The 19,699-nt window shown below is 56.8% G+C and carries 16 protein-coding genes, 1 pseudogene and 1 CRISPR repeat array; of the genes and pseudogenes, 7 read left to right on the forward strand and 10 right to left on the reverse strand.

Features of this window, described 5'->3' with window-relative positions; genetic code table 11:
- The first annotated feature begins 233 nt into the window (after positions 1-233).
- On the forward strand, positions 234-1,289 hold the full coding sequence (locus tag AC6I6S_RS19475; protein WP_497952532.1) for a hypothetical protein: 1,056 nt from the start codon (positions 234-236) through the stop codon (positions 1,287-1,289).
- A gap of 44 nt (positions 1,290-1,333) precedes the next feature.
- Positions 1,334-3,814 (forward strand): hypothetical protein, encoded by a 2,481-nt coding sequence (locus tag AC6I6S_RS19480; RefSeq protein ID WP_497952534.1) that lies wholly within the window; start codon positions 1,334-1,336, stop codon positions 3,812-3,814.
- A gap of 399 nt (positions 3,815-4,213) precedes the next feature.
- On the opposite strand, the gene AC6I6S_RS19485 is transcribed toward AC6I6S_RS19480, so the two are convergent.
- Both AC6I6S_RS19485 and AC6I6S_RS19490 read right to left on the reverse strand, forming a co-directional pair.
- Positions 4,214-4,417, reverse strand: a complete 204-nt coding sequence (locus tag AC6I6S_RS19485; protein ID WP_497952536.1) for a dodecin family protein — start codon at positions 4,415-4,417, stop codon at positions 4,214-4,216.
- Positions 4,418-4,679: 262 nt separating this feature from the next.
- Positions 4,680-6,068 (reverse strand): hypothetical protein, encoded by a 1,389-nt coding sequence (locus AC6I6S_RS19490; protein ID WP_497952538.1) that lies wholly within the window; start codon positions 6,066-6,068, stop codon positions 4,680-4,682.
- A gap of 127 nt (positions 6,069-6,195) precedes the next feature.
- Here AC6I6S_RS19490 and AC6I6S_RS19495 point away from each other — a divergent pair, with 127 nt between their 5' ends.
- Both AC6I6S_RS19495 and AC6I6S_RS19500 read left to right on the forward strand, forming a co-directional pair.
- Positions 6,196-6,510, forward strand: coding sequence for a hypothetical protein (locus AC6I6S_RS19495; protein ID WP_497952539.1), 315 nt, complete (start codon positions 6,196-6,198; stop codon positions 6,508-6,510).
- 78 nt (positions 6,511-6,588) lie between these two features.
- Positions 6,589-7,002: a hypothetical protein gene (locus tag AC6I6S_RS19500; RefSeq protein WP_497952540.1), complete on the forward strand. Its 414-nt coding sequence runs from the start codon at positions 6,589-6,591 to the stop codon at positions 7,000-7,002.
- Positions 7,003-7,260: 258 nt separating this feature from the next.
- Here AC6I6S_RS19500 and AC6I6S_RS19505 read toward each other — a convergent pair whose 3' ends face one another.
- Positions 7,261-7,455: a hypothetical protein gene (locus AC6I6S_RS19505; protein ID WP_497952541.1), complete on the reverse strand. Its 195-nt coding sequence runs from the start codon at positions 7,453-7,455 to the stop codon at positions 7,261-7,263.
- A 402-nt stretch (positions 7,456-7,857) separates the two neighbouring features.
- Here AC6I6S_RS19505 and AC6I6S_RS19510 point away from each other — a divergent pair, with 402 nt between their 5' ends.
- The gene (locus AC6I6S_RS19510) at positions 7,858-8,781 is read left to right on the forward strand and encodes a hypothetical protein (protein WP_497952543.1); all 924 of its coding nucleotides are present in this window, start codon (positions 7,858-7,860) and stop codon (positions 8,779-8,781) included.
- A gap of 71 nt (positions 8,782-8,852) precedes the next feature.
- On the opposite strand, the pseudogene AC6I6S_RS19515 reads toward AC6I6S_RS19510, so the two are convergent.
- Positions 8,853-9,039: pseudogene (locus tag AC6I6S_RS19515) on the reverse strand (integrase); the annotation flags it as partial.
- Positions 9,040-9,226: 187 nt separating this feature from the next.
- On the opposite strand from AC6I6S_RS19515, the gene AC6I6S_RS19520 reads away from it, so the two are divergent.
- Together AC6I6S_RS19520 and AC6I6S_RS19525 are read left to right on the forward strand one after the other, a co-directional pair.
- Entirely contained in the window at positions 9,227-9,352 is a 126-nt protein-coding gene (locus AC6I6S_RS19520; protein WP_497952544.1) for a hypothetical protein, read from the forward strand.
- Positions 9,345-11,318 carry a hypothetical protein gene (locus AC6I6S_RS19525; protein ID WP_497952546.1) on the forward strand — a complete coding sequence of 658 codons (1,974 nt, stop codon included), beginning with the start codon at positions 9,345-9,347 and terminating at the stop codon, positions 11,316-11,318. Before AC6I6S_RS19520 ends, AC6I6S_RS19525 begins: the two co-directional genes overlap by 8 nt.
- Before the next feature lie 403 nt (positions 11,319-11,721).
- Positions 11,722-13,793: direct repeats of the CRISPR family, unit length 37 nt; unit sequence GTTTCAATCCCGTTCTGGGTTTTCGGTCCGCCGTGAC.
- A 132-nt stretch (positions 13,794-13,925) separates the two neighbouring features.
- Here the strand turns inward: AC6I6S_RS19525 and cas2 are convergent.
- The 6 genes from cas2 to cas7d form a co-directional block, all read right to left on the reverse strand.
- The gene (cas2, locus tag AC6I6S_RS19530) at positions 13,926-14,198 is read right to left on the reverse strand and encodes a CRISPR-associated endonuclease Cas2 (RefSeq protein WP_497952547.1); all 273 of its coding nucleotides are present in this window, start codon (positions 14,196-14,198) and stop codon (positions 13,926-13,928) included.
- 2 nt (positions 14,199-14,200) lie between these two features.
- Entirely contained in the window at positions 14,201-15,196 is a 996-nt protein-coding gene (cas1, locus tag AC6I6S_RS19535; RefSeq protein ID WP_497952549.1) for a CRISPR-associated endonuclease Cas1, read from the reverse strand.
- Positions 15,193-15,810 carry a CRISPR-associated protein Cas4 gene (gene cas4, locus AC6I6S_RS19540; protein ID WP_497952550.1) on the reverse strand — a complete coding sequence of 206 codons (618 nt, stop codon included), beginning with the start codon at positions 15,808-15,810 and terminating at the stop codon, positions 15,193-15,195. The genes cas1 and cas4 overlap by 4 nt, the downstream gene beginning before the upstream one ends.
- The gene (gene cas3 / locus AC6I6S_RS19545) at positions 15,807-17,888 is read right to left on the reverse strand and encodes a type I-D CRISPR-associated helicase Cas3' (RefSeq protein WP_497952551.1); all 2,082 of its coding nucleotides are present in this window, start codon (positions 17,886-17,888) and stop codon (positions 15,807-15,809) included. The genes cas4 and cas3 overlap by 4 nt, the downstream gene beginning before the upstream one ends.
- A gap of 64 nt (positions 17,889-17,952) precedes the next feature.
- Positions 17,953-18,699: a type I-D CRISPR-associated protein Cas5/Csc1 gene (gene cas5d, locus AC6I6S_RS19550; protein WP_497952553.1), complete on the reverse strand. Its 747-nt coding sequence runs from the start codon at positions 18,697-18,699 to the stop codon at positions 17,953-17,955.
- A 10-nt stretch (positions 18,700-18,709) separates the two neighbouring features.
- On the reverse strand, positions 18,710-19,699 hold the full coding sequence (gene cas7d / locus AC6I6S_RS19555) for a type I-D CRISPR-associated protein Cas7/Csc2 (protein ID WP_497952554.1): 990 nt from the start codon (positions 19,697-19,699) through the stop codon (positions 18,710-18,712).

Raw genomic sequence — 19,699 nt, forward strand, 5'->3', positions numbered from 1 at the left:
CCACCCGCTCAGACAGTAAGCCACGCTGGAGAAACTCGTCAACAGCCGCTTTTGCTCGTTGTTCGTCGGTTGTAGGCATTACCGAATCACTCTAATCTGGATATCTAGAGGATATAGCCCACGGTTGGTAAAGCCGCGGACAGTCACAAGTACTACCAATAGAGGTCAAGGAGCAGACACTCCCGACGTTGTACAGGCGCAGTAACCCACCCAGCAGTCACCACCACAGATCCATGAAATACGTTAGTCACATCAACCCAACGCAGATCGCAAACCGAACCGGCCGAATCGTCGTCGCAAGCATCCTCGCAGGCCTTCTCGTCTCCCTCATCATATTCATGGGCGAGATTCGAGATGGCAACACACCCGCACTCACAGACCCGTTCAACCTCTATGCAGAACTGGCGATCGAGACCTCAGTCGTAATCGCAGCCGTCTCGCTCGTAATGCTGGTCGCGATGCCCGCCATCTGGGGGTTCTCGGGAGTCCTCCCTCGAGAGCGCGTCTGGCAACTCGCCGTCTCCATCGGCGTACTACTCGCGGCGGTGTCCGCCTACGGAACAGTGGGCGCGACACTCGCGTTCATCCCGTCGCTCATCACGTTCCTCGTGTACGCCGCGGCGTTTCTCGCCCCGGCCGCACTCGTCGAGGCGGTCTTCTCGAGTGACGTCGCAACGGAGTTCTCCGGCGACACGTTCACGACTGTCCTCGGCGGATCGGTCGCCCTCTTCGCAGTCATCATCGTGGTCGCGATCGCGAGCGTCGGAGTGGCCGGCACTGTCGCCGACGCGACCGGTCTCCAGGCAGACGACGAAGACGAAACCGAGTACGAGGGGCTTGATCCCGACGCGTTCGAAGCACACTTCGCCCACGTACTCGAGGCAGACGGCAACGACCTCATCTGCGCCACTGGCGTCGACGTCGATCGGCCAGACGACCACCGGCCGGTCACCGAGACACACGACGAACTCTCGGCGTTCGATCTCAACGTGACGACCACTGAGTTCGAGACGTTCGGAACGGCGAAACTCGCGCTCGATCTCGAGGTCGAACACACTGACGGCCACTACATCGACAGCTACCGGAAAGGGATCGTCACGGAGGGCGATTCCATCGATCTGACCCACCACCGCGAGAACAGCGTCAACGACGACAGTGTGACGATCCAACTGGCCGGCAACGACCTGGGCCCGGATAGTGACGAAGCGCCGATCGACGGCACCTATCTCGAGTTCGACGTCGTGACCGACGACGGCGAGGTCGTCCGCTACACGGCCGTTCTCTGCTAATAGCCCGCTCACCGCCCTTTTCATACAGCAACCCAGATACAACCATGAGTTCTGACCCAGACCCACAGAAAGCACCGAGCGTACAGCCAAAAGACGGCATCGACGTCGACGAGGCGATCGAGAGCAAACTCACCGACCGCGTCCTCGAGCGGATCGAAGAGGACAATCGAGCGATCGAAGCCCACGTCCGCGAACTGCTCGCCGAAGCCGATGACGCACTCGCGGGCGAGAGCGCCTACGACGCGACGGAGGTCCTCGAGACGATCCATTACTTTCTGATCCACGACGACCGCCTCGAGCGGCTGCTGCACCCGTCAGATCCCCGCCTCGACCGCCAGACTAAGGTCCAGTTTCTCGCCCAGAAACGCGACCGCGAGCGAGGGATGCACCCACCGCCGGCACAAGAGTACAAAACGGACGTCAAGATCGCCAAAGGACTGCAGTATATCTACGCCTACAAGGACACGACGCGGTACGTCCCCGTCCGCCTCGAGAAACTCGATCTCCCTGGCGCGAAGTCACCCGTCGAAGGCGAAGTGACGCCGATCGGGCGGCGGCGAATCGGCAAATCCCAGACACTCGACGAAACCCAAGAAGAGGTCCTCATCAATCACGACGACGCCGAACACGTCCTGGTCGTCGCGCTCCCGCGTAAGGGCAAGGACTCGACGATCGTCAACATGTGCGGCAACCTCAAGGACGAACACGGCTACAAGTGGTTCTCGTGTCTCGACGACGGCCGCAACGAAACACCGATGATCGGTATCGCCAATGACGAAAAGCCGATCAAAGAGAACCTCGAGCAGTTCAACCAGGAACCGAAAGCGTACGACACCCGTGTGTACGTCCCCGACACGGGCGGTGTCCCAGATGCTCTCCCGTCGAACTTCCACCGCTTTACACTGGGGATCGACACGCTCACCCCGCGGCTGATCCTCCGACTGGCTGGCATCACGACCGACGACTCGAATACCATGCGGCGGATCGGCCAGGCACTCGAGGAGACTAAACTCCAGGGCAAGGGCGTCGAGACGCTCGTCCAACTGCTCAACGAGTACGCCGAAGAACTCGAGGCGACAATTACCGTCACCGAACTCATCGACGACGAGTTCGAAGAGCAAGACGGCCACCAGCAAGTCAAAGACGCCGACGCGGTCGAAGAGGACTACTCGATCCGCGAGGTCAACTACGAAATGGCCGCTGACAGCGCACTCGAGGAGTGTGCCGAATCGCTGATGATGCTGGCCGGCGAGGGACTGATCGGCGATCCCGGTGCAGAGACGAACCTCGATATCGAGGCCGAACTCGCCGCCCAAGACCGCGTCGCCGTCCTCAACTGTAACTTCCTCGAGCCACGGAACGAGGCGCTGAAATACATCATCCTGAATCTCTGGTTGCGCCTGATCTTCCGCGCCCGCGACGAGCACCCACGACTCCCACGGGCGTTACTCGAGATCCGCGAACTCAAAGATATCGCGCCCTCGGTGATGGCAAACGCCAAATTCAACAAGGAGGTGAAAGCCCTCCGGAATACCATCTACGAGATCGCCACTCGAGGCGGCTCTCGACGGATTCTGATGCTGGGATCGACCCAGAAGCTGAACGACATCTACAAAGCAATCCGGACGAACATGCCGGTGAAAATCCTGCTTCGGCTGGGCGAAGAGGAGATCATGGCTCTTGACCGCTCCTACGACTTTTCGCCGGCCCAGATCGATGAACTCACCAGCTTCGACGTCGGGTGGGGAATGTTGCTCACCGAAGGCGAAGAGTACTGGCCGATCCAGTGGCGTGGCGCACGCTGTGGCCTCGGCCTCGGCGACGAAGCCTGGAGAGACCGATACGGAAAGGCGTGGGGCGCTCGCGTCCGACAGGGATTGTACGACGGGTGGAAGAAAGAGAACGACGACAAGGACTGGTGGGTCGACGCCCAGACCGGTGTCGTTCATCCGATCGATCTCGAAAACGACGACCTCCCCGACCTCGGCCATTGGCACCTTCTACTCGAGGACGTCCTCGAAACCGTCCCGGTGACGATCGATCCCGACGACGTCCAGGCGGGCGACGCGCTCGCCGACCGTGTGATCGACGCCACACTCGAGGCACGGCGAGATGGCGAGATCCCGAGCGACCTGAAACTCTCTGCGGCGACGCGACGGACTGAACGGACACTATCGTTCCAGGGCCACGACGAAGCTCAATCCCAGCGCAAACAGCAGATCCTCGACCAAGAGAGCGTCCCGAAGTGTCTCGAGGACTGGATTGGAGCAGAGAAACGCGACATGCGCAAGAAGCTGCTTGCGCTGCTACACGTGATCAAACACGACGATCGCGAAGAGATGACCAGCGTGCCGAAGATCGCAGAAGCTGCAGGGATATCCCGTGGTACCGCCTCACACTATTTCAAAGAGGGTGGTAAGCTCGATCGGTGCATCATGAAATCCGACAATGTGTACAAACTCACCGGAATCGGACGCCGGGCTTTAAAAGTAGATTGGGAAGACCTCGACAATCTGATCCAGTGATACATATCACTACCCATCTCATCGAGTGATACACAATTAAATCGGGCGCAGCCTTGCGGTTTGGTGGAGCCCCATATCACGTATCACAACCCGTGCACACTGACGCACGTACACTGTAATACTGGCGGGATATTCCAAATCAAATCTGATCGCCGAACACCACGGTGTTCGCTTTGCTTTTGGCCTCCAGATAGGGACAGAAATACCCACACAGAGTGACCCGGCAACGAAGCCCTGCGGTTAGTCGACCTCGAGCAGTCGGCAAAACGAAAACCACACGACTGCGCCGGGATAGGCACGGATATCGATATCAATACCGTGAGTGATACCGCTATTGGTGCCCGATATCGATATCGTGATCGGTTACTCAGGGTGGGCGCTCGAGAACCGTCGCAGAAGTTAGTGCTGGACGGGGAACGCGATCTCGGTGGTCGCTTTGTATTCGACGATCTCACCGTCTTCGACGTCAGCAGTCCATCTCTCGACGTTGATGCCGGAGATGTCATCAACGGATTGGCTGGTCTCGCGGAATGCCTCCTTAGCCGCATCCTCCCAGGATTCTTCGGACGTTCCCATCACGCGGATAACTTTGACAGCCGTCATAACAACCGTCGTACTACGAACCTACTCTTAGTCCTTGTTCACGGATTCGGACTGGTAGAACGGCAGTGAAGACAGAATTGATATTGTACATAGTCAATAACAATTGTTATACTACGAGACATGTTACGACAGCAGTGGGCCAGGTAGTAGGTGGTGAAACGGTAACCCTGGCCCGATTCAGACTCAAGACTTCAACCAGTTAAACCCGTCCATTCTTGCATTAGATTTCAATACCCCCGAACAATCTAAGTTGTCATTCTCACTACGCGTCCGCATATCGCATATTGTACCGCCGGTACGCCTCGAGTTGCTCGAGGAACGACCGCCGCGTATCCAATACCGGATCGTCGACACCAGGTGAGTCGGGTTCGGGCAACGGGATATCGACGCCCGCGAGAACATCCCGATGGTCGACCGCGGCGATCGTTTCTGTGAGCTCGTCGCGCAACGTCTCGAGATTCTCTTGATCACGAACCGTTTGCTCTCGTCGACCGAGCATCTCGAGGCCCGTCAACGCACCGTCGATATCGCTTTCGAGGCGGTCCTGGTACGTATCGATCCCCTGGTGGAGATCCTCGAGTGCGGCTTCAATCTCCGCTTCGTGACCGTAGAACGCCCTCTCAAGCACCCGATGTGCCTGGTCTCGAGCGTCGTGGACATGCTCTTTGATCCGCTCGCCGAGTTCGGCGTCGTAAAACGCACGTACGCGCGCTTCGATCTCGGCCTCGAACGCGTCGGGATACCGAGTGCTGAATCCCTGGATCTCGACGGGGAACTGCCCAGCATACTCGCTGAACAGTTTCTTCTGGGTTTCATAGCCTTTCGCACCCGCGATCCCTTGTTCGAGACCGTCCGGTGTCTTCGCCGGATCACCGGGAATACCGTACTCGCGGACCTGCTCTTTCGTCACTGCGCCCTGGGTCACTTCAACCTCGACGCCCTGGAGCGCACCGAGAACCTCGAGCTTCCTCCCTGCAGAAATCGGCATATCGTGTCCCCGTGGGTCGAAATCTGAGACGACCACCAGGGCCAGATCCTGTCCGCGCTTGCCCGCGATCTCGATCGCCTCTTCGCACATCGATAGCGAGAACTCACCTTTGCCGGCCTCGCGGATCGTCGCGCCATACTCCCCAGCCAGATCCTCCGGAATCACACCCGATTTCTCGCTCCAAATTTCGATGTAGTACCGCTGTTCGGCGGTCGCGTCGAAATAAAGCCGGTGAAACGCCTGATCCGCGACCATCTTCGCCGCGGTTTCAATGAAGTCGTCGACGTCCTCGAAGAGCACACGGGCGGGTTCGATCGTCTCCGGGATTCGCGCTGGCCGGTAGCCGTCGTCGACGTCGGCCCCGGTCTCGGCGAGCGTCACCCCGGCGTCATCGGGAAACGGCCGTTTCACGTCCGAAAACGCGGTCGGCTTGGCGTCTGGGTTCTCTGAATCTTCGATCCTCGACGAGTCGATCAACCCCAAGATTCGCGCCCACTTGAACGCCTCTTTCAACTCAACCCAGCACTTATCGGAGTTCGTATAGACGTCCCCGTTTCGCATTTCATAGCCTTTGCCGAGGATCATATAGTGAAAGTTCCGCGGGTGGAGCTCTGGTTCCCCCTCCTTCTCGTAGATATCAGCGATCCATTCGGCCTTCTCCATATCCGCTGGTGCGATATAGGCGGCATCGTTCTTCCGGGATTGGGCGAGGAAATCATCGACCTGGACGTCCTCGCCACGACCTCGAGCGTCCCTCGCCAGTGCCTTGATCTGCTCGCGGAGCGCCGGTATGTCTCCAGGTTCGGAGATCAAATCCGCCATTCGAGCCCCGTCTAAGGGGTACACGCCGTTGTTTGCCATAATCATGTCTATGGTGATACTAGTAAAAAGAGGATCGCTGACCACAGGAATAATTTGCTCATATCACTGTATATGCCGGCGAGGGCAGACGATTCTCGCGCTGGCCGGCCAGCAGCGTGCGGAGGGCCTCCTCGAGTTGGGCATCGTCGACGGCGACGTCGAGAAAGAGCTTCGCGAGTCGATTCGGAAAGCGATCCGCTACGAGCTCACCCCGGATGGGCGGGCCGACCTCGATCACCGGTGAGAGGGTGCGCCTTGAGCGCGACGTCTGGTCGGCCGACGAGCGTCGATCGGGACGACAACGTTTCACGGGTGTTCGGCCTTGAATCGGATCCTCGTCGAGCCCGACGAGACGGCAAAACGGATCCGTGAGAACCTCCGGAAGAATCCAGACCTGCGGAAAGGCGAGTACGACGGTCGTGATGGGACGGTCGAAGGTCTCTGTTATCCTGCCGCCGAGGCGTACTATCACGCTCAAGGCAGTTGCGACAGTGGTCTCGAGATCTACTGCCTGTCATGGTCGGACGTCGATCCGGAGTACAGTGGGACGCACTGGTACCTCCGAAACCCCGAGTTGGGTGCATGGATCGACCTCGGTCTCGAGAAGGCCGCTCACGGGTCGAATATCCCGTACTCGGCGGGACGAAGACGGTCGTTCATGACCGGCTACGACCGACCCTCGAATCGAACGGAAGGGATCCTCGCTGATCTGGGTTTACTTGAGGTGAGCGTATGAAGGACGTCCTGATCTATGCCCGCCGCGAGACGGTCGAGCACAAACTCGAGGGCGAGCTCCCTGCCAGTCACGATTACTGCTACTGGAGCGTCAACGGGACGCCCCGACAGACCGGTCAAAGCGCGTCGGTGTTGTTCTGTGACGGCGATCTCGTCCACGCCCGCGGAGGTGTCCTCGAGATCGTAATCGGAGAGCTTCGAATCACGCCGCTCGAACGTATCGACGAACCGCTCCCGACCGAACCCGTAACGCGCGGGTTCAAATACGTCGAACCATTACGGAGAGCCCACTTGGATAGATCTCCTCGTACTCGCGGTCGTTCTCGCGTTCGCACTTGTATTGGCCGTTCGGAACAGCCTTTCGACGCCGAACATCCCTGTTGAAAGAGCGCAGGAACGGTTCGCAAACGGTGAAATCGACGAACGGGAGTTTGGGCGAGTACTCGAGTTCCATCTCGACGACCGAAACGAGCAGATCCGTGCTGTCGTCGAGGACGTCAATGGGATCGCGGAGAAGACGAGTAAGGCGATCGCCGAGGAGTTTGACTCACTCGAGGACCTCTGCCAGACCATCGGGAGCGCTCGAAAGTGTTCCCGGTGTGGGGGAGAAGATGGCTGAGGAGGTACTTGAGGGGATTGGTAGTTGGACAATCACAAAGCGAGAGAATTTATAAGACAGCAATGGTTCCTCGGTAGAACTCGTCTTTTAGCCACTCGAAAATCTCGTCGCTGAGTCAGGGTCAAGGGTTGGATGTTTGCCTGTGAGTTGCTGTCGTAGGTGTGTTGCAACGAACATCGAGATGATAGGTCGAAAACCGTTATATTTTTATTCCCTTGACCTACATTTCCAACAGAAATGTCTGATGGTGATAATAGCCGTATGAAAGAAGATCCGCAATCAGAACAAATCCGGTCTAATACCCGCCGGTCATTCATTGGCACTCTTGGTACAATTGGAGCTCTTAGCCTAACACCAATGCTATCTGAGAAGGTAGCCGCCTCTGACAGAGGAGAAATTATTGATACTGTTGAAGTCTCCGCTGGCGACTACGAGTCTGATAAAAATCACAACTATGAGTTCGCCAGTTGGATTGGCGATTCACCACACGAATATGAGTATGTCGAAAATTACTGTACACAAACAATCTCGTATATCGGTACCGACCGACGGTGCGACACATCCACAGGCTACGACTGGCAGCACCTGTTCAGAGTGGCTGCTAATTCCGAGTTAGTTGGAGTCGATTCTAGCGGCGATCGTCACAAGGTTGAGCCAGGAGACATCGGTGATCAGCAGTTTCCGAAGGGCCAAATATTTGAGAACCAACTATCAGTGAGTACTGGCTACTTCGATGATAATCTAAACCTACAAGACGATCAACATGACGATATATTCGGAGTGACACCGCCAGTAAACAACGATGGGTTGAACTTGGAAGCAGGATTAGAGACTGTAGGGAAAGAACTAATCAGTATGAACGATGCGTTCGGTGCTTTCTACAGCGCATCCGACATCTATAATGCATTTACATCTGAACAAAACGCACAGATAAGCCAGCCTGGTAACGATAATGAAAGTGAGTGGGAATATTCTCACGACCGATTCCCTTACTCTAGACACACGTATTACTTCCTCATTGACACTGAGGGGGAAGATTGGCTTAGTTTCGATCTAAAGTCAAGGTTCGATGTACAGGGCCTATACGATGCCGACTGGATGGAACTTGAGAATACAATTTACCTGGACGATCGAGATCTCGACTACTCTGATACTTGCTAACGCAATAAACAGCGCTATTATTTCCGTGCTTTTTCTTCAGCGTGTGAAAGCTGTTTTTCAGCGGGACTAACTCACCCGTTTTCGAAAACCTCGCCCGCCTCTTTGGCGAGTTCGCTCGCTTCAATGTGTGTACATCTGTGAGGTCGTCCGTGGGTTGGCGTGCCGGAGCGCTCGTTGTGCTGCCGCCGCGCCGCGTTCGCGATAAATGGCTTCGCCGACGCTTCGACGGCCACTCTGGGGCTTGAGATATTCCCCGTCGACCTCGACGTCGCCAGCACCGCCGTTATTTTGGACGCATGCCTCGAAGGTGACCGCGAAAACTTGGATGCCATAGCCTTCATACCCATATGGGGTTGAACAAGTGAATGAAACGTGACGTCGTTCGTTCGGACGAGATATAGGATTCTCTCTACGGCTTTCTGCCGATTGGGTATCCGGCGACACCTTGCCATACTTCATCGAGATCGCGAAGTACTACAAACAGCACTTCAAACACTCAGTGAGCGAGGACGACCGCGACGACGAACTGCGAACGTTCCTCGACAGCCACCGGAGTCGTACCGATGCTTGAGGAGATTCTTCTCTCGGCGTCAGGGGTGTCGGTTCCCGAGCGCACGACCGGACAGTTCTGGCTGACTGCGCTCGTCTTGATCGTCCTCGTCGGGGCGCTTATCACCGCCTACCGCCGAAACAAGTTCTCGAAGCTGCCGAAAGAACAGTGCCGGCAGAAGAGTGCGCTCCTCGGGTCGATCCGTAACAGCACACCCGAGACGGTCCGCATTCCCGCCGGCGCCGATGTCGACGAGTACCGCGGAGATCTCCAGGCGGCGTTCGACCGGTCGTTTGCACGTGCTCGAGGCGAGGACGCCGATCACGACCCCGACCGTGTAACGATCCGTGAAGCGAGTTCGACGGTCGCGCGAGAGCTACACAAGGCGGCCGGTGACCGGATCCCAACCGTTCCGCGAGCGGCTCGTCGTGTCGGTGGCGTGGCCGTCCTGGTGACTGTCCTCGGAGCGCTTGCGGTTTCCACCGATGCGATCGTTGCCTCGCTCACTCGAGAGCGCAGCGGTTTCCCCGAACTGACGGCGCTGCTCGGTGACGCCGTCCCGATCACCCAGACCGTTCTGTCGATGATCGTGAGTGGGCTTGCGACGTTCCCTGGCGGGGCGTTTCTCGCTGAGTTCGTCTTCGCGCACACGCTGCTCGCACTGACGCTCGCGTACCACCACTGGTACGTGCTCTCGGTCCTGCTGTTCGTCGGCGCGGTCGCGGTGACCGTCCTCGATCGACGCGTTCCGGACGGTCTAGATACGCAGTTGTACGAACACCGCGGGACGCTCGCACTCGAGACCGTCGGTGCGGTGGCGATCATCTGGCTCGCCGGCGTGATCCCGGCCGGCCTCGGACAGCTCGTCGGGACGGTCGACGTCCTCGAGCGGTCGTTCGATATCGCTGCCGTCGGCACCGCGATCGGCGCGGTGGCTGCGTTCGTCGCGACGCTGATCGTACTGGCGTACGCCGTCCGGTCACTCGTGAAACGGCTTCGACACGCTGCAACGATCGACTGGAGCGGCGGTCCGGACGTCCTCGTCGCGTCCTACCTGGTCGCCCGCTACTGTGCGGTCGGTCTCGCGCTCGCGGCCGCGCCACTGATTCCAGCGTACGCACTCGTCGTGCTCATCGAGGGCCGATTAGTCGCGGTTCTCGCAGCGTTCTGGGCGGCCGATATCCTCACACAACTCGCTGTCCTCGGTGTCGTTGCATTCGCGATCGGCGCGGTAGCCTACGCCGCTCGAGACGCGAAGGAAGAGGTTCACGACGCGCTCACCGAGACGTTCGCCCGACAGTCTATTCGGCTGGCGATCTTCCAGCGCGGACTGACGCTGTTCGCGCTGTTCGCATCGTACGGCGTCCTGTGGGCGTTCACGCGCTCGCACGTACTCGCGCCTATCGGGGCAGTGATGATCGCCCTCGCCGTCTACGCGGCCTACGAGAGTGTCGATCGAGCGGCCTACCGCCTCGAGTTGTTCGGTGGCGAGGAGTCGCCGTCGAAAGGCGTGCTCATTCAGACGTACGCTGCCGAGGACGCTGACGGGACGCTACACCCGCTCGCGAAGATCGGTTCCGACCGGCACGTCTCTCGAGAGTCGATCGACGACGCCGTCGACGACACGCTCGACGTCGCCGCCGGCGTCGGTCAGCGCGAACGGACGATCCCCGTGACGGTCGGTCAACAGCGGGCGGAGGACCTCCTCGAGTTGGGCGTCGTCGACGGTGACGTCGAGAAAGAGCTTCGCGAGTCGATACGGAAAGCGATCCGCTACGAGCTCACCCCGGACGGCCGGGCCGACCTCGAGGACCTCGAGGAGACGCTCGGCGAGTATCCCGAGGAGATGTGGCGAGCGGAACTCGAGCGCTACGAACTGCTCACCGTGCTGTCGATCGCCGGCGGAACGGTGCGCCTCGAGCGTGACGTCTGGTCCGCCGACGAACGCCGGTCGGGACGACAGCGGTTCATGGGTGTTCGCTCATGAACCGAATCCTCGTCGAGCCGGACGAGACCGCAGCGCGAATCCGTGCGTACTTGCGTTCTAATCCAGACCTACGGAAAGGCGAGTACGACGGCCGCGACGGGACGGTTGAAGGACTCGGTTACTCCGCCGCCGAGGCGTACTATCACGTCCGAGGCGGTCGCGACAGCGGTCTCGAGATCTACTGTCTGTCGTGGTCAGGCGCCGGTCCGGAGTACTGTGGGACGCACTGGCATCTTCGAAATTCCGAGTCAGGTGCGTGGATCGGTCTTAGTCTCGAGAAGGCCGCAACGGGTCGAATATCCCGTATTCAACGGCCGAAGACGCTTGTTCATGACTAGCTACGACCGGCCGTCGAATCGGACGAAAGGGGCACCCTCGAGGGGAACCCCGACACTTGGAAGGCGGTTCAATCCCGTTCTGGGTTTTCGGTCCGCCGTGACTCTCGATCGAGAAGTCGGCGATGTTGACGAGTCGCTGTTTCAATCCCGTTCTGGGTTTTCGGTCCGCCGTGACATGTGGATGGGTTTGACGTACAGATTGCCTTTCTCGGTTTCAATCCCGTTCTGGGTTTTCGGTCCGCCGTGACCGGTCGCTGCCTCTCCGGCTCGACGGCCGTCTATCGTGTTTCAATCCCGTTCTGGGTTTTCGGTCCGCCGTGACAGTCGAGCGTGATCGCCGCTTCCTCGTTCTCGTCGTTTCAATCCCGTTCTGGGTTTTCGGTCCGCCGTGACAGGACGGCTTTGTTCCGCAGCGTCACGCCGCATCACGTTTCAATCCCGTTCTGGGTTTTCGGTCCGCCGTGACCATGGCTCAAACGCCGGGATCTCGATCATCGACCGCGTTTCAATCCCGTTCTGGGTTTTCGGTCCGCCGTGACCCGGGCTGGCCGTCCGCTCGTCGATCTGTGGCGTGCTGTTTCAATCCCGTTCTGGGTTTTCGGTCCGCCGTGACCCGTCGCTGATCATCGGAGTCGTTGGGTTCGGGTTTCAATCCCGTTCTGGGTTTTCGGTCCGCCGTGACCGTCTTCGCTCGTGATGCGAACATGCCCCAGGTCTGGTTTCAATCCCGTTCTGGGTTTTCGGTCCGCCGTGACAACTCGATCGCACCGAGGAACCATCCGAACGTCATGATGTTTCAATCCCGTTCTGGGTTTTCGGTCCGCCGTGACCTTCGCGAACTCGATGGGGTTCGAGGTCTTTGCGTTTCAATCCCGTTCTGGGTTTTCGGTCCGCCGTGACTCCCACAACTGGGGGTCACTCGGCTGGCTCGGGTTGTTTCAATCCCGTTCTGGGTTTTCGGTCCGCCGTGACAGTACAGGAACACTCCGGCGCTGAGTAGGATAGCCGGTTTCAATCCCGTTCTGGGTTTTCGGTCCGCCGTGACTGCATCTCCTCGACGAGCTCCTCTGCCTTCCGGCCGTTTCAATCCCGTTCTGGGTTTTCGGTCCGCCGTGACTCCCGAAGCCATGTACCGCAACCGAGTGCTTCACAAGTTTCAATCCCGTTCTGGGTTTTCGGTCCGCCGTGACACCAAGGAGGTCGTTAAGTTCATCCTCGACGAGATGCGGTTTCAATCCCGTTCTGGGTTTTCGGTCCGCCGTGACCTGCTCAAAGACGGGAGCGAATCACACACCGTCACTTAGTTTCAATCCCGTTCTGGGTTTTCGGTCCGCCGTGACCAGCGGATCCCACCGCTCGACGCGGTCGTTTAGTTTGTTTCAATCCCGTTCTGGGTTTTCGGTCCGCCGTGACTCGTACACGCGGGACACTCGTTGACGACGAGATCGGGTTTCAATCCCGTTCTGGGTTTTCGGTCCGCCGTGACACAACCGTCAACTCGTTCGACGGCGCATCGTACAGTTTCAATCCCGTTCTGGGTTTTCGGTCCGCCGTGACTGCAGTATGAGCACTTCCGGGCCATTATGCGGGTTTCAATCCCGTTCTGGGTTTTCGGTCCGCCGTGACCAGGGTTCGTGGTAGGGGATGCATATCATGTTTCGAGTTTCAATCCCGTTCTGGGTTTTCGGTCCGCCGTGACATCGCTCGCATCGATCGAAACAAGGGTCGGAGCCTCGTTTCAATCCCGTTCTGGGTTTTCGGTCCGCCGTGACAAGCTTGCTGAGGCACTCCACTCTCCCGATCACGTGGTTTCAATCCCGTTCTGGGTTTTCGGTCCGCCGTGACCTGGTGATGTAGTCGAGCATCAGCACCAGCACGGCAAGTTTCAATCCCGTTCTGGGTTTTCGGTCCGCCGTGACTCGCTCCAACCGCACCCTTCGCAAAGGTTCACGTCGTTTCAATCCCGTTCTGGGTTTTCGGTCCGCCGTGACTTCATCGGCCCGATTCAGGAAGCGAAGAACAGCATGTTTCAATCCCGTTCTGGGTTTTCGGTCCGCCGTGACACGCAGAGGTCCACTGGGACGAACTCGCCCTGATCGAGTTTCAATCCCGTTCTGGGTTTTCGGTCCGCCGTGACAGGGGGTGATAATTCGGCTATAGGTCTAATAAGCGTTTCTCGACGGCTGAATCTCACTATAGCTGTCGTCAACTATGGCTATACACGCGATTTATAGGGGTCGATGAAATCGGGGTGTGAAACTACACTACTTCAGATGACGTTCGACTGCTCTCCAGACTGTGAGGCGCCGAGATCCTCGATCGCGTCGACACATGAATCACAAAGACTGTAGATTCGAATTCGATCGCCGTCGGATGGCTCAATGTGTGACTCAAGTTCGTCTTCGAGCTTGACCCGATCGGTTTTCGAGACTTCAAGCTCGAACACGCTGTACTGTTTCCAGGCACCGTATCTCTCGAGCGTTCGGTACACTTGTCGTCGATTCGAATCCTTGCTGACGTCGTATGTAATTGCGAGACGCATTGTTATCTGTCGAAAGTGAGTGCGTGGTACTCGTCCATTTCTCCGGTAATTGCTTTCCGGAGCAGAATTGACTGCTGACGGACGGCCTTTCGTCGCGAGACGGTATACTCGAAGTGTGGATGGGTGAACTCCTCTTGCATGTACTCGTCGAACTTCGAGAGGTACGTCTTGAACGCGTCGTCGTTCAATCGGTTATCCTTTCGAAAGTCGTCGTGAGTCACGACACTACGATTGACGAGTCGTGTGACGAACGCATCACAGAAGATTGGTCGAAACTCCTCCTGAAGATCGAGTGCCAGTGACGGACGACCGTGGCGGTCAGCGTGCAGGACGCCCAGAAACGGATCGAGATTGTACTGACGAAGTGCTGCCAAGACCTCATTTTTCATAAAGACGTAGGTAAGCGAGAGCAACGAATTGATGTGGTCCTCCGGTGGTCGCTTCGTTCGTTTCCTGAACGTCCAACCATCGATTAGCGTTTCGTCTAGTCGGGCGAAGTAGCGCTCTGCGGCTTCACCTTCCGTCCCACGGAGTTCGTCCTTGTTTCGAGCGGCACCCGCACGAATACCGAGGTCTTTCAGTACGTCTGTTCCGTGAACACCCTTTCGAGAGAGCAATGTCCGCGCGTTCCGAATCTTGCCGGTGATTATCGCCTGGGCAATTTCGAGTTCTGCTTCCTCGGAGAGTGCGTATTGCGCTCGCCGGACTTCCGCAATCGTATTCTTCTCTGGGACGAAGCTGCCGCGGTATTTCCCGTGCTGTGTGAAGTAGTTCAAAACGATGCCATGCTCGTTGGCTTTTGCAACAAACGGCGTCGAAAAGTTTACCCCACCGAAGACGTTGATCGTGTCGATCTTCCCCATTGGACGGGAGGCGATTTCGCCCTCGTCACCGTCAACGTCCCAGACGATGATTCGTCCACCGTCGACGCGAATCTGTGTACCCTGTCTCGTAACAAACAGCACCGCCTCGTCGTACATTCCTTCTGACTCTTTCATACGTGATCCTCCCAACCCGTTCCGGCTGCTTTGTCCGGTTCGAGACGGGTGGTTTCGGCCGGCATGCAGTATTCACGAGCAGAACAGGCGTCGCACTTTGTCGGATTGTCTGTGAATGGGGGGAGGGTATCAACAGTCATTTCAGTGATTTTCGATACGATCTTGTGAACTGCTTCTCGATGCCGTTTGGTGATTCGAATCGCGTGCCGGGTGTCGGTCGAGTACAGATAGATGTAGCCAACGTTCACTGGTTCGTCGAGTGCGGCTTCCAGTAACATACAGTAGCCGGTGAGTTGCACCTCGTCGCTCGGATAGTACTGCCCACTTTCGGAACGCTTCCGCTCGACTGGGGTAAGAACTTCACCATCGGATTCGATCAAATCAATTTTTCCGTGTAGCTTGAGTTCGTCAGACCTGAAGTATCGTTCAGTCACCCACCCACCTCTGTTCGATTGATTCTGGTGCTTCGATCGACCATCGACGAGTTCGTATGGGGTGCCGATCTCGTCGTGATATCGCTGATAGTAGAACCGGCGTGGACAGTACACATACTCGTTCAACGCGCTAACGTGAACGAGTTCGTCTTGTTTTCCGACGGTTGTGGGAAAATTCAAAAATCAAGCACCTCGTCGAGGGTGCTTGGTTCTGTACGTTTCCTATCTTGGACACGACAATGAAGGTAAAGTGCGTCGTGGTTAAATGCCACCGCTGCTTTCCCCTCTGAGTAGAGAAGTGAATAGATGAAGCCAAATGAACCGAGCGAGTACTGGTTCTGAATTTGTGAGACGTGCCCCTCGAGCGGATAACAAAGTATCTGGTCGGTGGCGAGTTCGTCCTTTAGTAAGTCAACACCGTTAACGCCAGGTGTCACTTCGATCTCTAAACCGGTACAGACCTCTGGGGTACGGATACCTCGAGGAGTTTCGCTTAAAAGAGTATAGAGTTCCCCCGTTGCTTTGTACGTAACATCCCTTCCAGTTGTCTGACCTGCATTCGGATCGGATGATTGTCCGTCATAGTCTCCTCGGTAGATACAATAGCCGCTACTGTATGGTTCCAATCTCGATACCGAGTCGATCAGCTCGTCCGGTAGCTGAGCTATGAAGTCCTCTCGGGTGTGAAACGAAACGTCAGAATGGCGGAGGAGGTATAGAACGTTGTACGTTTGAACGGTCTGCGAACACTGATTGTAAACGAGCGTCTGGACACTTCCCCCTCGGTACGTCTTCAACGTATCAAGAAGAGATGAATCAGCGACCTCGTGTATACGTTGGAGATCCGTTTTTGAGAGACCACTTTGGTTTTCGCTGAAAAAGTGGCGTTCAATTCGGTACCAACCAGCCTTCCGAATGCCCACTTTATCGTCTGGTGTTGCACTTTTCACTCGCTCTTCAATATGATCGTATGCCTCTACAGCAGAGTACCGCCAGTCAAACGAAGTGGGTGTGGAAGAATCGACGTAGGCTGATTTAACACGCTTTTCGAATTCTGAGCGATCAACCCATTGTTCAGCGAGAGAGTTAGCAATTGGCTCAAGGTCATGAAAGAGATAAGGAGGTGCGTACGCGAACGCAGCAGAACGGTCAGAGCGGGTGCGAAGTCGTCCAAGTCGCTGGAAGAAGCTAGCAGCATCGTGTCCCGAGAACACGACCTGGTCTGTATCGAAGTCGACACCGACTTCGACAGCTGAGTTACTCACTAACGTGTCGAACGTGTCGATTTTCTCTCGGACGTCTTCGCGGTGAAATCCGTCGATGCGCTCAATCCGGGGGAGATCCGTACCGAGTAGGAAATTATACACGCGATCGACTTCGTGAACTCCATCGAGCATGATAACCGTCCGGCCGGTAGCTAATCGCCCCAACACTACTTCGTCGTTGGCTAATATTTCCGCTGCGGTCCCGAAGGTCTGTGCTGGCTCGATTAACAAATCGACAGGGGGCAAGACCGCTCTGTACTCTGCAGGCAAATCACCCGGTGCAAATGATATTGTTGATGGTGTTTCTTCTGTGATTGCAGGGTGCGGAGTCTTTCGCCAGTTAAAGTCATTGACTCGATAATATGGTGCAACCATCGCATCTTCGAACTGCCGTTCGAGGCGCGCGTCTGGGGTTGCACTCAAGAAGACGAGATGGTTCAATCGACATATTGACTCATCAGTATCGTACATTTCGTCGAGGAGGAAAAGCATCGTATTCCGCTCTTTTCGTGTTGCCCGGTGAAATTCGTCGACAACGGCCACTTCGAACAGTTTGATATGCCCAATTCGCTCTCGATAAATCTCCCGCCGAAGCAATACGAATATGTCGGGGTTTGTGAGAAGGACGACGGTCTTCCGACTAGAAAACACCTGCCTCAGCAGTAGCGAAAGCCGTTCACCGTTCGAACTAGCATGGGGGAACCGATCCGCATATTCGTTCTGGAGCGTTTCACTGGTCACGGCCAAGAGCTGACAGTCGTCTCCACCATCAATATCACTCAGGATATCAGATATGTTTCGTTTCTGATCGTCAATGAGGGCGTTTGTCGGATAGACAGCGACCGTTGAGAGCCCTTCTGAAATCACTGGCGCGAGCCAGGAGAGCGTTTTCCCCCCACCGGTAGGGGCATCGTTCACGAATATCCCGGGTTCACGTGCTAAAAGTGCGTCGTGGAGGGCCCACTGGTGTCGGTACGGGGTGATGCCGTCCATCGGATACTCACCTGGATACGTCCGAAGTCCAAGTCCAGCAAGCTGAAGCGAGACTGAATCGAGATTAGACATCGTCCCGTTTTGTCGCGAGGAATTTTGCCCCGGCTGGGTACCGTATCCTCGATTCGTTCCGAAATGGAGGCTCAATTGCATAGTGGTCGGTGTCGAACTCCCCTTCGAACCAAACCGGTGTCGGTTGCATCTGTTTCATCACGACGCCACCAGTCGGCGTGGCATCGTGATCGTATACGCTCAGCGGATGACCAAGACTGAACGAGCCTGATCGGCGCTCGGCGTCGACAATTCGATAACTGACGTGTCCTTTCCCTCGCTTCTTCCCGAGCCGAATGTACGATGGAAGTCGTGTAGATACTTCGCTCGCGTCTTGCCCGTACGGAAAGACGTAGAAATGGAACGCGTTCTCGGGTGCTAATGCCCGCTCACGCTCGAATGTCGGGATGTTCTTGTCAGCCCGACCTGTGGGATCATCAGTTGCCGGGTAGTTTGGCGTAGCGTAGGTGTCGCTTCTCGCGTTCCGATTCGTCGTGAGATATTCTGTACGGGTCGTCCCTTGCTGTTCGACACGAGCGGGCGCCGCGGGAGTGACGTACACTTCGTCGACTACATCAGCAGTATCTTCAATATAAGTTGGCTGGTGAATCACGTCCACGTACCGTCCACTCGCTAGTCCGAGGGCGTAGTGCAACGCTGTATTCAGGATACACGGATCAGTATCAGTCATTCGTCCCACTTCTCGTGAGGCGAATCCAACTTTTCCGTGCGTCGTGAGCGTTGCTTCAATTACCTGCATGGCTGCCCCGTCAGTCCCCGTCAGTTTTGATCGCGTTATCGATAAACTCCTCAGAATTCGGTCGCTGGGCTTCTAAGATGGGCTTGAGTTCGTCATCTGCAGCTATCTTGATGAGGTCGTTCACGATCGTTTGATCGACAGGATTCTGTGCCACCTTTTCTGTGCAAGCAGCGTCGTACGCATCTCGGACGTACTCACTTGCCTTCCCAACATCGAGTGCTGGGGCCTGAACGACGTCACCTAACGTATAATCGTTCTCAGCAGCGAACGACGTGATGGCCTTTGCCGTGAGTTCACGGTTCGAAGGTCCTTCCTCGGCGCCGGTGTACACGCCAAGAATGTGGTTTTTGACGCGGCCAAGCCGAGTCGTTGCTGCACCGTACCGCTTGTTTCGTTTCGTGATTGCGACAACGAACGCTACTTCGGCGGGGGTGGCGTCTCGGAGCGTAATTGCGCACGGGAAGAGTGAACCCGGTTCGAAGAAATCCGGCTCGCGGATGGTCGAACGGGAACCTTTGGCGTAATCCTCACCTGGTGCGTTCTGGAACTTCTCGTCGATGCACGCGCTCGCATCCCGAACGCTAAACGCTGTATCGTACATCACTCGCGAGGTGACGCCGATATCGACGTCGTCATCACCGCTTGCTGCGCTACCGTAGAGGGCGGATTCGACTGAACGAGGGTTCATGTTGTTCACCTCCATCGAGTCTTCTTCCTCGTAATCCAGCAGTTCACGCTGGATGGCCTTGCCCATGCGACGGTCGCTACCGGTTTGTTTACGCATGAACATTATTCCTGGCGAGTACTCGATACTCGAGTCATCTCCAACGACCGACAACGATGCGATGTCCGCGTCCTGGCCGTTCGTCGTGAAGATTGCGTGACTTTCGAGTTCTCTGAGGACCAGGATTGTCGTGTAGTTGGTTCCCGGTGTGTTCGTCATTTCGTCGATCGGAACGGTACCGCCCTCTAGCGCCGTAGTGACTGATTCTGATAGCAT

The organism is Natrononativus sp. DTA114 (genome assembly GCF_059736515.1).

Bases quoted from the DNA above. Each gene is read 5' to 3' on its own strand.
- cas1 (WP_497952549.1), bottom strand. From the start codon at position 15,196: ATGAAAGAGTCAGAAGGAATGTACGACGAGGCGGTGCTGTTTGTTACG.
- AC6I6S_RS19485 (WP_497952536.1), bottom strand. From the start codon at position 4,417: ATGACGGCTGTCAAAGTTATCCGCGTGATGGGAACGTCCGAAGAATCC.
- AC6I6S_RS19490 (WP_497952538.1), bottom strand. From the start codon at position 6,068: ATGGAGAAGGCCGAATGGATCGCTGATATCTACGAGAAGGAGGGGGAA.
- cas3 (WP_497952551.1), bottom strand. From the start codon at position 17,888: ATGGACGGCATCACCCCGTACCGACACCAGTGGGCCCTCCACGACGCA.
- cas2 (WP_497952547.1), bottom strand. From the start codon at position 14,198: ATGCGTCTCGCAATTACATACGACGTCAGCAAGGATTCGAATCGACGA.
- cas5d (WP_497952553.1), bottom strand. From the start codon at position 18,699: ATGCAGGTAATTGAAGCAACGCTCACGACGCACGGAAAAGTTGGATTC.
- AC6I6S_RS19475 (WP_497952532.1), top strand. From the start codon at position 234: ATGAAATACGTTAGTCACATCAACCCAACGCAGATCGCAAACCGAACC.
- AC6I6S_RS19480 (WP_497952534.1), top strand. From the start codon at position 1,334: ATGAGTTCTGACCCAGACCCACAGAAAGCACCGAGCGTACAGCCAAAA.
- cas7d (WP_497952554.1), bottom strand. From the start codon at position 19,699: ATGCTATCAGAATCAGTCACTACGGCGCTAGAGGGCGGTACCGTTCCG.
- AC6I6S_RS19495 (WP_497952539.1), top strand. From the start codon at position 6,196: ATGTCTCCAGGTTCGGAGATCAAATCCGCCATTCGAGCCCCGTCTAAG.
- AC6I6S_RS19505 (WP_497952541.1), bottom strand. From the start codon at position 7,455: ATGGAACTCGAGTACTCGCCCAAACTCCCGTTCGTCGATTTCACCGTT.
- AC6I6S_RS19525 (WP_497952546.1), top strand. From the start codon at position 9,345: ATGCTTGAGGAGATTCTTCTCTCGGCGTCAGGGGTGTCGGTTCCCGAG.
- AC6I6S_RS19510 (WP_497952543.1), top strand. From the start codon at position 7,858: ATGTCTGATGGTGATAATAGCCGTATGAAAGAAGATCCGCAATCAGAA.